The 13,240-nt window shown below is 63.5% G+C and carries 15 protein-coding genes; 9 read left to right on the top strand and 6 right to left on the bottom strand.

The annotated features are described in order from the left end of the window. Both M1E12_RS21885 and M1E12_RS21880 read right to left on the bottom strand, forming a co-directional pair. Positions 1-639 (bottom strand): YitT family protein, encoded by a 639-nt coding sequence (locus tag M1E12_RS21885; RefSeq protein ID WP_113460050.1) that lies wholly within the window; start codon positions 637-639, stop codon positions 1-3. Between the two features lie 114 nt (positions 640-753). Next, a complete protein-coding gene (locus tag M1E12_RS21880) occupies positions 754-1,692 on the bottom strand; it encodes a class I SAM-dependent methyltransferase (RefSeq protein ID WP_479563270.1) in 939 nt (312 codons plus the stop codon). A gap of 167 nt (positions 1,693-1,859) precedes the next feature. Between M1E12_RS21880 and M1E12_RS21875 the strand changes: the two genes are divergently transcribed. The 3 genes from M1E12_RS21875 to M1E12_RS21865 are packed head-to-tail and all read left to right on the top strand — an operon-like array spanning position 1,860 to position 4,014. Then, positions 1,860-2,126, top strand: a complete 267-nt coding sequence (locus M1E12_RS21875) for a DUF6460 domain-containing protein (protein ID WP_113460051.1) — start codon at positions 1,860-1,862, stop codon at positions 2,124-2,126. Positions 2,127-2,133: 7 nt separating this feature from the next. Beyond that, positions 2,134-2,631 (top strand): CAP domain-containing protein, encoded by a 498-nt coding sequence (locus M1E12_RS21870; protein WP_113460052.1) that lies wholly within the window; start codon positions 2,134-2,136, stop codon positions 2,629-2,631. A gap of 36 nt (positions 2,632-2,667) precedes the next feature. Next, entirely contained in the window at positions 2,668-4,014 is a 1,347-nt protein-coding gene (locus M1E12_RS21865; protein ID WP_479563269.1) for an MATE family efflux transporter, read from the top strand. On the opposite strand, the gene M1E12_RS21860 is transcribed toward M1E12_RS21865, so the two are convergent. Next, on the bottom strand, positions 3,990-5,078 hold the full coding sequence (locus M1E12_RS21860) for a quinone-dependent dihydroorotate dehydrogenase (RefSeq protein ID WP_479563268.1): 1,089 nt from the start codon (positions 5,076-5,078) through the stop codon (positions 3,990-3,992). The genes M1E12_RS21865 and M1E12_RS21860 overlap by 25 nt on opposite strands. Then, positions 5,078-5,434, bottom strand: coding sequence for a DUF952 domain-containing protein (locus M1E12_RS21855; RefSeq protein ID WP_479563267.1), 357 nt, complete (start codon positions 5,432-5,434; stop codon positions 5,078-5,080). The genes M1E12_RS21860 and M1E12_RS21855 overlap by 1 nt, the downstream gene beginning before the upstream one ends. A gap of 97 nt (positions 5,435-5,531) precedes the next feature. Between M1E12_RS21855 and M1E12_RS21850 the strand changes: the two genes are divergently transcribed. From M1E12_RS21850 to M1E12_RS21830, 5 genes are all read left to right on the top strand, one after another. Continuing rightward, complete coding sequence (locus tag M1E12_RS21850) at positions 5,532-5,963, top strand: hypothetical protein (protein ID WP_479563266.1); 432 nt, start codon at positions 5,532-5,534, stop codon at positions 5,961-5,963. A gap of 121 nt (positions 5,964-6,084) precedes the next feature. Further along, positions 6,085-6,732 (top strand): response regulator, encoded by a 648-nt coding sequence (locus M1E12_RS21845; protein ID WP_113460057.1) that lies wholly within the window; start codon positions 6,085-6,087, stop codon positions 6,730-6,732. Positions 6,733-6,845: 113 nt separating this feature from the next. After that, the gene (locus M1E12_RS21840; protein WP_113460058.1) at positions 6,846-7,514 is read left to right on the top strand and encodes a S24 family peptidase; all 669 of its coding nucleotides are present in this window, start codon (positions 6,846-6,848) and stop codon (positions 7,512-7,514) included. A gap of 13 nt (positions 7,515-7,527) precedes the next feature. Beyond that, positions 7,528-8,241: a thermonuclease family protein gene (locus M1E12_RS21835; protein WP_479563265.1), complete on the top strand. Its 714-nt coding sequence runs from the start codon at positions 7,528-7,530 to the stop codon at positions 8,239-8,241. A 99-nt stretch (positions 8,242-8,340) separates the two neighbouring features. Next, positions 8,341-8,754 (top strand): tellurite resistance TerB family protein, encoded by a 414-nt coding sequence (locus M1E12_RS21830; RefSeq protein ID WP_136542700.1) that lies wholly within the window; start codon positions 8,341-8,343, stop codon positions 8,752-8,754. Between the two features lie 6 nt (positions 8,755-8,760). Here the strand turns inward: M1E12_RS21830 and M1E12_RS21825 are convergent, their stop codons facing one another. Then, positions 8,761-9,633, bottom strand: a complete 873-nt coding sequence (locus M1E12_RS21825) for a transporter substrate-binding domain-containing protein (RefSeq protein WP_479563264.1) — start codon at positions 9,631-9,633, stop codon at positions 8,761-8,763. A 236-nt stretch (positions 9,634-9,869) separates the two neighbouring features. On the opposite strand from M1E12_RS21825, the gene M1E12_RS21820 reads away from it, so the two are divergent. Next, positions 9,870-11,696, top strand: coding sequence for a glycosyltransferase family 2 protein (locus tag M1E12_RS21820; protein ID WP_479563263.1), 1,827 nt, complete (start codon positions 9,870-9,872; stop codon positions 11,694-11,696). Here M1E12_RS21820 and M1E12_RS21815 read toward each other — a convergent pair. Beyond that, positions 11,645-13,189: a VOC family protein gene (locus M1E12_RS21815; RefSeq protein ID WP_479563262.1), complete on the bottom strand. Its 1,545-nt coding sequence runs from the start codon at positions 13,187-13,189 to the stop codon at positions 11,645-11,647. The two genes, M1E12_RS21820 and M1E12_RS21815, sit on opposite strands and share 52 nt — an antisense overlap. Between the last annotated feature and the right edge of the window lie 51 nt (positions 13,190-13,240).

Genomic DNA, 13,240 nt, shown 5'->3' with positions numbered 1-13,240 from the left:
TTATCTCAGCGCGATGTACCGGTCCGAGCGGTGGTTGATGGCGAGGAAGAGGTTCAGGACCACGGCGCCGATCACCGAATAGAGCACCACGGACGGGCTGACGACTGCGAAGGCCAGCGCCATGACGCAGAGGTCGAAACCGAGCTGGACCAAGCCAGCGCGGATGCCGAAGCGGTCCTGGATATAGACGGCGAGAATGCCGAGGCCTCCGAGGCTGGCGCGGTGGCGGTAAAGCGCCAGGAGACCGAAGCCGAGGAGAAGGCCGCCCAGGATCGCCGCCCAGATTGGCGCGATGCTCTGAATGACGAGAAAGCGGCTCTCGATTTCGACGATGAAGGAGGTCAGGCCAACGGCTGCGAATGTCTTCAGCGTGAAGTCGAGGCCCACACGGCGCAGCGACAGGATGTAGAAGGGCAGATTGAGCACAAAGAAGAGGAGACCGAAGCTCCAGCCGCTCCAATAATGCAGGACGAAGGCGAGCCCCGCCATGCCACCGGTCAGGAGCCCGACCTGGGCGAGGAAATAGAGACCGAGCGCGGCGATCAGGCTGCCGGCGACCAGACCCTGAAGATCTTCGGCGGGCGTGTGGCGGGTCGGGTTCGAGTTCCAGATTCCCAGCATGCTCGTCAACTGCGCCATGTCACGTCTCCAGAAGGTGATCTCAGGCACTCAAATTACGCGAGATCCACTGGAAAACAAGGGTGATAGGTCAGCAAGCCTGACCTATGGAGCAATTCGCAAGAATGCTGCTTCTTAAGCCATCCGGCTCGCAAGAAACAGAATGCCGGAGACCGGTTTTCCGCCATCCATGCGAATGGTGGTGCGGGTGAGTTTGAGAAGTTCGAAGCCGTTTTCCTCGAGACGCTGCCGGACATGCTGTTCGGTATGTGCGTAACGCAGGCTTGGTGCGAGGATGAAACCATCTCCCTCGCCCGCATCTTCGACCGAAAAAGCAAAGAGCGCTTCGGGTTCCGCGACCAGCGCGGCAAGCGCGAAGGCATTGGCGAGATCGCCGAGATACATCAGCACGTCGGCTGCGGAGACCAGATCGGCACGGCCGCGTTCAAGCCCCGCCTCGAAAAGCCCCGACATTGCCGGATCGAGCGACAGGTCGGCTTTCGCGAGCAGGTCGTAATGTCCCTTCTCTTCCGCCTTCATCAGCATGTTGGCCGAGAGGTCGAAACCTTCGAGGCGCCTGACCCTGTCGCGGATTTCCGCGCCGAAGAGGCCCGTGCCGCAGCCGAGGTCGACGGCGAGGCCGAAGTCTCGATCCACCTGCTCGACGATCAATCGGGCAAGCTTTTGCGGGACAGAATAGTCCAGTTTCTCGACCAGTGCGGTGTCAAAGCGCTCGGCATAGTCATCGAACAGAGCTTCGACATAGCGAGACGGCGGCTGATCCGGCACCTCTTCCGCGCCGAGCAGAGCCAGTTTCAGCTGTGCGCCGAACAGATCCTCGGGATCGAGGTCCAGCAGTCGACGCAGGGCGGGCACGGCCTTCGCGGTCAGTCCGACCTTCTCGGCATAGTCGGCGAGCCTCAACAGGCCTGCCGGCCAATCGGGCACCAGTTCCAGAGCCTGCTCCATCAATTCCACGGCCGCCTCATGTTCGCCATTCTCGGCAAGCATGCGGGCATAATCAGCGCGGCGGTCGGCGATGACGTCGCCGGAGGAAAACTGGGTGGGGTGCATCGAAGAGATCCTTGCGCCCGCCAGCCTGGAATGGTCCAGCATGGAGTGGGCGCGCGGTCTTGACCGATCGCCAGAAAAAACTCAAGTCCTATCGCAAGCCGCTGCTTCACCGACTTGCGGGGCAGACGGACCGCGCCCATATCAGCGGACGACAACAGGAGATATGCATGGCTGATGGCCTCAATCGATTTCTCGGCGACACCCCGGGCCGTACGCTCGTCAAGCTGATCGTCGTTTCGCTCATCGTCGGCTTCGTGATGTCCGTTTTCGGGCTCGATCCGGTCGACCTCCTGAACGGCATCCGGCATTTTATCCTGGACCTCTGGTATACCGGGTTCGATGCTCTCGGACGGGTCGGCCAGTATCTGTTGATCGGTGCGACCGTGGTCATTCCCGCCTTCATTCTGCTGCGCCTTTTTGCCTCCCGGAACTGAGCAGCCGATGACCCAGTTCGCCCTGCCCCGCCGCCGGCTGATCCTGGTCTCGGCCGGCCTCTTGACGGCGGCCATTGCCGGCTGCCGCTCCACCGACATCCTCAATCCCGACGACGGCCAGTCGCGGGCCGAGACGGACGCTGCCCTGCCAATGGTCAATCGCCTGCGCCAGTCGCGGGGGCTCTCGTCACTCTCGCGCAGCCGTCCGGCGGAGGTCGCGGCCATCGCCCAGGCCAAGCGGATGGCGCGTGCGGGGGAAATGTCGCATCTGATCGGATTCAACGACAGCTTCGGCGCCCGGATGAAGGGCCATGGCGTGCCGCTACCTGCGGCCGAAAACATCGCAGCCGGCCAGGATACGGTCGAGCGCGCGGTGCAGGCCTGGATCGATTCCAAGCGGCATCTCGACAACATGCTTGGGGGCTTCAACGGGCTCGGCGTCGCCGTGGCCTGGGATTCTGCTTCCGGCAACCGCCCCTACTGGGCCATGGTGCTGTCGGCCTGAGTGATTCTCCCGCTCCGGTCCCCACCGGAGCACTCCATGCACAGCCTGCCTACTCCCGCCTCCAGACCGATCGAGGTCAGCCACCGCAGCGTCCTTGCGATCGCCGTGCCGATGACGCTCGGCTTCGTCACGACGCCGCTGCTCGGCCTCACCGATACCGCCGTGGTCGGGCGCAGCGGCGATGCCGCGCAGCTTGCGGGACTTGCGATCGCGGCAGCGCTCTTCGACCTCTTGTTCGCCAGTCTCAACTTCCTTCGCGCCTCGACCACGGCCCTTGTCGCGCAGGCACAGGGGCGCGGCGAGACGCATGAACTGTTTGCGGTCTTCTGGCGCTCGATCGCGCTCTCGATCGGCTTCGGGCTTCTGATCCTTCTCCTGTCTCCCGCCATCATCGGGTTCGGGCCAAAACTCATGGGAGCGGAGGGGAACGTTCAGTCTGCCGCGGCGACCTATATCGCCATCCGTATCCTCGCCGCCCCTGTGACGCTCTCCAACTTCACCTTGCTCGGCTTCGTGCTCGGCCGGGGGTTGGGTTCTGTGGGGCTTGCGCTGCAGATCCTGCTCAACGGCGTCAACATCGCGATGTCCATCCTGCTCGGCTGGACCTTCGGCTTCGGCATTGCTGGCGTCGCCTGGGGAACGGTCATCGGCGAAGTCGTCGCCATGCTGGCCGGCTTTGCCTTCGTCTTCTGGCGCTATGGGCAGGCAGCGGTGCCGCAGGTCGCGATGGTCACCGACCGGCCGAAGCTGATGGCGCTCTTCCGCCTCAACCGGGACATCCTTATCCGGACCTTCTCACTGATCACGGCCTTTACCGTCATGACCCGGATCGGCGCCGGCTTCGGTGCCGTGACGCTCGCGGCGAATGCCGTGCTCATGAACTTCTTCATGATCGCGAGCTTCTATCTCGATGGCATGGCAACGGCGGCCGAACAGATCACCGGCGAGACCATTGGCGCGCGGCAGCGGACCGCCTTCGAGCGTGCCGTAAAACTCACCGGGCTCTGGTCCTTCGGCCTCGCAATCGCCAGCCTTGTCTTCTTCCTGGTCTTCGGCAATGCCATCGTCGGCTTCATCACCACGGCCGGCGACGTCCGCAGCGTGGCTGAAACCTATCTGGTCTATGCAGCCCTGACGGCCCTTACCGGTGCCCTCGCCTTCCACATGGACGGCGTCTTCATCGGCGCGACCTGGTCATCGGATATGCGCAACATGATGCTTCTGGCGCTTGCCGGCTATCTGGCAAGCGTCGCCGCACTCGTCCCGCTGTTTTCCAACCACGGGCTCTGGATTGCGCTCAACGTGTTTCTCGGACTGCGCGGCCTGCTGCTGCTTGCAAGGCTCAAACCGAAGACGGATCAGACCTTTACCGACAGCCAGTGATCGAGCCTTGAATCCCGCAGCTCGCGGATGTTCGCGACCGTCTCGCGATCGAGCAGGCTCGACAGACCCCGGACGATGCGGCCCGGCAGGGCGGGTCCTTCGTAGACCATGCAGGAATAGAGCTGCACGAGGTCTGCACCGGCGCGGATCTTTTCCATCGCGGTTTCGGCCGAGGAGACACCGCCGACACCAATGATCGGCAGGTCGGGGCCCACCCGCTTGCGCATGCGTGCCAGCACTGCCGTCGACTTGTCGAAGAGCGGCGCACCGGACAGGCCACCGGCTTCGCCGGCCAAAGTTGGGTCGGTGAGACCCTCGCGTGACAGCGTGGTGTTGGAGACGATCAGGCCGTCGAGATCATGGGCCGCCACGACCTCTGCGATGTCGTCCATGCCTTCCTCCGTGAGATCGGGCGCGATCTTCAGGAAGACCGGCAGACGCTTGCCGGCTTTCAGCCCCTCCTCGGACCTCGCGGCCAGTACGGCAAAGAGAAGCGCATCGAGGCTCTCCTTGGCCTGCAGATCGCGCAGGCCCGGCGTGTTCGGGGAGGAGATGTTGGCGGTGAAATAGGTCGCGACCGGATAGAAACGACGGATGCCGGCAACGTAATCGGCAATCCGGTCGGCAGCATCCTTGTTGGCACCGATGTTGACGCCGACGATGCCGGAGCGATTGCGCCGCGCAGAAAGCCGTGCCAGCGCCGCGGCATGACCCTCGTTGTTGAAGCCGAGGCGATTGATCACCGCATGATCGCGCTCCAGGCGGAAGATGCGCGGCTTCGGATTGCCGGCCTGCGCCTTCGGTGTGAGCGTGCCGACCTCGGCAAAACCGAAGCCGAGTGACAGCAGGGCATCCGGGACCTCGGCATTCTTGTCGTAGCCGGCGGCCATGCCAAGCGGGTTCGGGAAGCGGATCCCGGCAACGGTTTGGGCCAGACGCGGATCGGCCTCTGCCTTGCAGGTCGGGACGAGGCCGGTCTTCAAGGCCGCGATCGAGAGACCATGAGCGGTTTCGGCATCGAAGAGAAAAAGGCCGCGCCGGCCGAGCGAAAAGAGGTCGGGCATCAGGGCTTCTCTTGCGTCATGGTTGGAAAGACATGCAGACCATCCGGCCCCAGCGGCAGCGGCTTTTCCCACAGCACGGCATCGAGCGGCAGATCGGCATAGAGATGCGGGAAGAGATCGCCGCCGCGAGAGGGCTCCCATTTCAAGGTCTCGCCGAAGACGGTGGCATCCACGGCCACGAGCAGCAGGTCGGCCTCACCGGCAAAATGCAGCCTCGCTGTCTCGATGGCCTGGGCTGCCGTCGAAAAATGGATGTAGCCGTCCTTGAGGTCGATCGGCGCGCCCTTGAAAAGGCCCGCCTTGCGTGCTTCCTGCCATAATTCTCGCGGCACGATCTTGTATATGGTCTTGTCCAAGGTCCGGTCTCTCGCAGATCATGAGGGTCGAGGCGGTTTGCCGCAAACGTCGACAAATGTCCACGCCCTGCGCGCGGAACGACAGGAGGAGGCTCAGATGCTCATCAGAAAAGCGGTGCTCGGCTTGGCGGTCCTGTCACTCGCAACGCCGGCGGCAGTCGCTCAAGAAGCGAATGCCGAGCGCTATACGCTGGAAAAATCGGAAAGCGGCTTCGTGCGGCTCGATCGGCAGACGGGCGCCGTGACACTCTGCGCCGAGGATCAGGGCACGCTGACCTGCCGCATGGCGGCAGACGAGCGCGCTGCCTATGACGAAGATCTTGCGCGTCTGGAAAAGCGGGTCGAGGCGCTTGAACGACAACTGGCGGACGGGACGGCCGCGCGGAGCGGCGAGTTGCCGAGCGATGCCGAGATCGACCGATCGATCGGCATCATGGAGCGCTTCATGCGAGCCTTCTTCAACTTGGTTCAGGAGTTCCAGGGGGCAGAGGAACAGCCACAACAAGAGCCCATTCCGGACAGAACTTGACATTGGTCAAGCGCCGGTCGCGCAATCCGTGCACGACCATTGTCTAGTGGCTCCGCAAGCGCTAAAAGAAGACCACGCATTCGTGCGCAATATGACATCGCTCTTGGGAGGGGGCTGTGACATGGCTGCATCGACCTTCATCATCGCCGACGACCATCCGCTGTTTCGGGGCGCGCTGCGCCAGGCCGTGACCGGCATTGACGGTACACAAACCATCATCGAAGCCGGCGATTTCGAAGCCGCACGCAAGGCGGCGGCCGATCATCCGGAAGCCGATCTTATGCTTCTGGATCTCGCCATGCCTGGCGTTTCCGGCTTTTCCGGCCTGATGGCGCTTCGTGCGGAATTTGCGAGCCTGCCGCTCGTCATTGTGTCCGCCACGGACGACGCCGTGACCATCCGCCGGGCGCTTGAGCTCGGCGCTTCGGGCTTCATCTCGAAATCGGCCGGGATCGACGAGATACGCTCCAGCATCCAGTCCGTGCTCGAAGGCGACATCGCCACGCCGGAGAGCTATCAGGGCGGTCAGGAGACAGATCCCGACGTTGCCGATCTGATCAATCGCCTGAGAACCCTGACGCCGCAGCAGAGCCGCGTCCTCGGCATGCTCGGCGAAGGACTGCTCAACAAGCAGATCGCCTATGAGCTCGGCGTCTCGGAAGCGACGATCAAGGCCCATGTTTCCGCGATCCTGCTGAAGCTCAAGGTCGATAGCCGTACGCAGGCTGTCATCCAGCTCGGCAAGATCAACATGGCCATGGTGGCGTAAGCGATCCAGAGGATTTTATTCCTTTTTGCTTTACTATCGGCATCCCCTGATCTATGGTGAGCCATGGCCGGAGAGGGGCATCCGAGGTTTCCGGCGCTCTAAGAGGCGCGAACATGCTTTCGCATGACAGCATATGGGCCGCGATTGATCGGCTGGCGGAGCAGCATTCGCTGACGCCTTCCGGTCTTGCGCGCCGGGCGGGCCTCGACCCCACATCCTTCAACAAGTCCAAGCGCGTCGGGGCCGACGGTCGTATGCGCTGGCCCTCCACCGAATCCATCGCGAAGGTTCTGGAGGCGACAGGCGCGAGCCTCGACCAGTTCATGCGCCATGTCTCCCCGGAAGGCCTGCGGGGAAGCCCGCTGCCGCAGGGGACATTTCCACCCCAGGCGAGCTCGATCCCCCTTCTGGGCATGGCACAGGCCGGTGCCGGTGGCTTTTTCGACGATGGCGGCTTTCCTGCCGGCCAGGGCTGGGATCTCGTGGAATTTCCCGCGGCACCCGGCCGCAACAACGGCGTCTATGCGCTGGAGGTCCAGGGCGAAAGCATGAAGCCGCTCTACCGCGACGGCGACATCCTGATCGTCGAACCCGGCGCCCAGGTGCGACGTGGCGACCGTGTGGTGGTCAAGACGCGAGAAGGCGAAGTCATGGCGAAGATCCTTGCCCGGCAGAGCGCCAAGTCGATCGAGTTGCAGTCGCTCAATCCGGACCATCCGCCCCGCACTCTCGACATGGGTGACGTCGAGTGGGTGGCCCGCATCATCTGGGCGAGCCAATAGGAAAACGGACCTAATGCGACGGATCGGTACCTTCATCGCAGGCGCGATCGGGCTCCTCCTGTGGGCCTATCTTGTCATGGCCGCCGGCGAGTCGCTGCGCGATGACCCCGTCGACTACGATATGCAGGACCTCGACGTGCCGGATCCGTCCGAGCTCGATCTGCCCGATGTCAGCGCCCTGCCGCCCGAGGCGATCGAGCCTATGGCGGAGCCGGAGCCGCAACGCGCGGTCCGGGCCATCGAGCCTGACGTCTTCGGTTCGCCGGCCTTTGCCAATGCAGAGGATCTCGAACGGGTCGAAGCGCGGGCGCCGCTGTCGGAAACCGTGCAGCCGGCAAAACCGAAAGTCGTCCTTCTCCATCGTCCGCTCAGTCTCTCGGCCGGGCTTGTTGCCTTCGGCCCTCAACAGCGCGTGCGCCTGGCCGATATTGCGGAGACGGATGTCAACCGCACCTGCCTTGCCGCAGACGGCGGTTCCTGGCCTTGCGGTGCCATGGCACGGACCCAGCAAAGGCTTTTCCTGCGAAACCGTTCGCTTGCCTGCGAAACGAGTTCCGCCGCATGGCAGGGCGAAATCCGGGCGCGCTGCTGGGTCGGCGTTCAGGATGTCTCCTCCTGGCTTGCGAAATACGGGTGGGCGGAAGCGGAACCCGGCTCGGCGCTCGCCGTGCTGACGGAAGAAGCCCGCGCCGAAAGACGCGGGCTTTTTGGTGAGCCCCAGCGTTGATCGAACCTGGGTCATCAAAGGGTTGCAAACCGCCGCTCCCTTGAAAGGCTGCAAAGCGGCTCCTACTCTCTGGCCGCACGCAACTGGAAACCACGTTACATGAACAAGCCTGTCTCTCCGGAAGAAGCGCTGATTTTCGTCATGGTCATGGCATCAGCCGTCGACAATGCCATGGCGGAAAAGGAACTCGTCCGCATCGGTCAATTGATCGATATTCTTCCGGTCTTCGAAAATTTCGACAAGGAGCGCCTGATCGAGGTTTCGCAGCGTTGCGCAAGCCTGATCTCCGGACCCGAGGGGCTCGACATCATGCTCGAGACCATCCGAGACGCGCTGCCGGAATGGCTGCATGAGACGGCTTACGCACTGGCTGTCGAGATCGCCGCCGTCGACCTCTCGGTCAAGCCGGAGGAATTGCGCCTGCTGCAGATGTTGCGCGACCGCCTGGAGCTGGACAAGCTCACCTGTGCCGCGCTGGAGCGTAGCGCGTCTGCGCGCTATCGCCGGATCTGACTATTCTCAGAAGAGGCCGGCGGGGAAGTAGCGCAGATAGATCTCCTCCAGCCGGCCATCCTTCGACAGCGCGGCGAGCGCACTTTCAAGGGCCGCCATCAGTGCGCCGTCCTGGCCGCGCACCATGATCGTCATGCCTTCGCCGAGATGCCGCTCCGACAGGAATGGGCCGTCGAGAAAGCGGCAGCATCCGTCTGCGGCCGGGCTCATCATCCAGAAGGACAGCTGCAAGGCGTCGGCGAAGACGGCCGGCACCTGCTTCTCCTTCAATGCCGTCATCAAGGCATCCTGATCGTCAAAGGGGACGGCTTCGATATCGGGGAAGAAGCTCTTCAGCATGGCGGCATGGGCGGTATCCTTGACCACGCCGACCTTGCGGCCAAACAGCCCCTGCGCATCCTGCCGCGGCAGAACCGTATCACCCTGCATCAGAAAGCGGGCCGGCAGGAGAAGATAGGGCCGGGTGAAATTGAACTGCTCCCGCAGCTCCGGCGTTACGGCGACACCGGCCATCACCGCTTCGCCCTGCCCTGCCTCCAGCGCCGAGACCAGCTGTCCATAGGGCATTGCCTGGATCTGGCAGCGAGCCTGCAGACCAAGTTCGGCGCAGAGCGCCCGCGCAAGATCGACGTGGAAACCAGCCAGACGGCCGCTCTGATCGGTGAAATTGAAGGGCGGAAAGTCCGTCGTTGTCAGGAAGCGCAGGCGCAACACGCTGCTCACATCGGGCCGCACCAGCCGTTCGCGCGCATCGAAGAGGATCGGGAGGTCCGTATCCTGGGCCCGCGCCGGCGGCGTCGAGACCGAAATCAGCATCAAAAAGGCGAGAACCGAGGCCCACAACCCCATTAAATCTAGGGATGTAACTTTTGCGCGCATCTCTATCATCATCAACCGGGGTATGAGTGGGGCGTCGATCCGACCGGATGACGTGTAGCAGCTTGGTGTGGACGAGGGAATACGGCCCGCGGATCGTTGCCGTGCGCCAGAGTCCAACGCGGGTGCATGACCAACGGAGCGCGGGCCGCGCAGCCGGATCGCCTGATTTTCAGCATTTGAAACCCGAGGCCGGCTTGTTGCACCGGTTGGGAATTTCCAAGCCCTTGATCGCCCGTATGGCACAACGCGCGGCCACCAATGGCACCAGCATCGAAACCGAGCTTCTCGCCAGCGGCGTGATCGAAGAAGACGCCTATTTTGCCGGGCTTGCGCGCATGTATGGACTGCCCTTCCTGCCGGTGATCGATCCCGCGCTGGTTGGGGACCCCCTCTGCGGCGATACGCAATTGGCCGAGCCGCACATGGTACGGCTGCAATACACCGACAGGCAGCCGGTGATGGCTGTGGCGCCGCAGATCCTGCACATGGAGGGCCTTGCCAGACGCTTTGGCCGCCATGGCAACGGCGCCGGCAATCTTGCCATCACGACGCCGTCGGCGATCCGCAAAGCGCTGTGGAAGGCGGGGGAAACACGGCGCGTCAGCGATGCCGTGCGGGGGCTGTTCGACAGCGTGCAGTCTCTCTCTGCGCGGCTGGTGGTCACCGGCGATCAAGGCTTTGTTGCCGGTGCCAGCCTCTGTCTTCTCAGCCTGCTTTTGGTCTTCGCTCCGATGCTCGCCGTCGTGCTGGGGCACATGCTGCTCTCCTTCTTCCATGCAGCCGCCCTCTTTCTGAGGATCATGGCCATCTCGCATGGCAAGCGGCATCCGAGGCTCGAAGCCTCGCTGGAAAGCGGATGCGATGTCCTTCCGGTCTATACCGTCATGGTCGCGCTTTACCGCGAGGCCGCCGTCGTGCCGCAATTGATCGCGGCGCTCGATGCACTCGACTGGCCGCGCAGCCTGCTCGACGTGAAACTGGTCTGCGAGGCGGACGACCTCGAGACGCTGGAGGCGATCCGACAGGCGCGGCCGGGACCGCATATCGAAGTGGTCGAGGTGCCGGCCATGGCACCACGCACCAAGCCCAAGGCTTTGACCTATGCGCTGGCCGGCGCGCGCGGCAAGTTCCTCACCATCTACGACGCGGAAGACCGGCCGCATCCGCAGCAACTGCGCGAAGCCTTCCACGCCTTCGAGCTGGGACCAGCAGAACTCGCCTGCCTGCAGGCGCCGCTCGTCATCGGCAATGCCGGCGAGAGCTGGATCAGTGCCATCTTTGCGCTCGAATATTCGGCGCTGTTTCGTCGTCTGCTGCCGGCGCTCGGCTTCTACCGGCTGCCGCTGCCACTCGGTGGCACCTCAAACCATTTTCGAACGGCGCTTCTGAAGGCCAGTGGCGGCTGGGATCCCTTCAATGTCACCGAGGATGCTGATCTCGGGATGCGTCTTTGTCGCATGGGTTACCGCGCGTCGACATTGACGCTTCCGACCTACGAGGACGCGCCCACGGAGTTCAAGGTCTGGCTTGCCCAGAGGACGCGCTGGTACAAGGGCTGGCTCCAAACCTGGTTGGTGCTGATGCGCCGGCCTTTGCGCACGGCGCGCGAGATGGGGCCGCTCTCCTTCCTCGTCTTCCAGCTTCTCGTCGGCGGCATGCTGGTCGCGGCACTCAGCCATCCCGGGCTGATCGTCTTTATCACCCTTTCCGTCCTCTCGCTGATGCAGATCCCGGCGCCTCAGCCGAGTGTCTTTACAACGATGATGCTCGCCATGGACGTGTTCAACATTCTCGGCAGCTACGCCGTCTTCTTTGCCCTCGGGGCGACCCCGATGACCGACCGCGAGAAGAAGGGCATGGGCTGGAAATGGGCGATGATCCCGATCTACTGGATGGCCGTGTCGCTCGCCGCCTGGAAGGCGGTGCTCGAACTGAGGCTCAAGCCCTTTCACTGGAACAAGACGCCGCATACACCAAGCCGTGGCGGCTCTCTGCCACCGGGCCTTGCTGCTCAGTCGGCCCAAGTCTTCGCTGCGATGACATCCGCCTCGGACAAGGCGTGATCCCCGGCAACCGTCACCAGATCGACCAAGGCTCCGTGCCTGCGCAACTGTTCGGTCAGAACCGAAGTCTCCTCCCCGGCAGGGTCATCGGCACCCACCAGGATGCGTATGCGCGTGCCGGAGAGATCATTGTCCGGCGGATCGACCAGGACCGGCACCGGGCGCAGCAGCAAGGCCTCGCGCACCAGGCCCGGATGCAGCATGATCACAGCGGCGAGGAAGTTTGCGCCATTCGAATAGCCGGCAAAAGACAGGCGCTCCTTGTCCAGCCCATAGGCTTCCTCGGCCCGCTGAACAAAGGCAACGAATGCCTCTGCCTCCGAGCGAATGTCCTTCTGATCGTATTCGCGAGCGCCAAAGCGGCGGAAGAAGCGCGCAACGCCCTCCTCCGTCGAGCGCCCCCGTGGGCCGATCAGGGTCGAGGAGGGGGCGATCTTCCGGCCGAACGGCAGGAGGCTCGCCTCGTTGCCGCCCGTGCCATGCAGCAGGACAAGCGTCGATCCGTCCGGCGCGTCCGGCTCATGGATGCGGTGCACGAAAGGCAGGTCGCGGTAGATGATGCGCGGCTCTCCCGGAAGCCCGAATTGCGGCAGCATGGGCACGATATCCTCGGGGCGCAGATGAAAGTGCTCGGGGATGAAGAGCCGGCTGCCGAGGGTTTCCAGCGGCTCGTCGACGGCAAAACCGGGGCCGTCCGAGGCGAGTTCGATCAGCCCGCCGGCCGGCTCTCGCACATAAAGCGAATAGAAATATTTGCGGTCATGCATGTTGATCATGTCGTCACCGCGGGATCTGAGCGCCGCCGCCTGCGCCTCAACCGCCGCCTGATCAGGCATGCGCAGGGCAATATGATCGATCGCACCCGTGCCGGGGGCCGCCGGCCAGAAGCCAGTGGCATCGCGCACGTCGATCGCCTGGCCGCTCGCCGAAATCAGCCGCGTGATCGTGCCCTCGGTTCCAGCGACGGAAAAGCCTGCATGTCGGGCGAGGAAATTAAGGCTTTCCGCCGGCTTCTCCGACAGGAGCGTGGCCGCCCGCAGGCGGGTAACGGCATCGGCTTCTTCGATCCCGCGAACGGGCCATGCGGCACCGGGCTCTACCGCCGTTGTGCCGACGAGCTTGACGATGATGCCATCGGGATCCGTCAGCCTCAGGACCGGCTCACCAAATTCCGTCGCCGGACCCGAGGCGGATACGCCGAACTGCAATGCACGGGTCAGCCAGAAGCCGATCGCTTCCGGATGAATGGCAAATGCGATCTCGCTTGCAGCGCCATGGCCGACACGGCCGGGTGATCCATCTTCCCAGGCCAGGAAGGTCACCAGGGAACCGGGGCTTGCCTCGGCATCGCCGTAGAACAGATGGAGCTGTGCCGCATCCTCGAATCCGCCGGTGCGCTTGACGAGCCTCAGCCCCAGAAAACCGCAGTAGAAATCGACATTCGCCTGGATCTTGCGGGTGATCGCCGTGATGTGGTGCAGGCCGCTGGTCATGCTCGTCTCCCTGTTCTACCCTTCCTTACAACATATCGACACGGGGACCAG

Source organism: Rhizobium sp. K33 (assembly GCF_056501445.1).
Note: the sequence above shows the minus strand (reverse complement) of the source record. Positions and strands in the feature narration are given on the sequence as shown.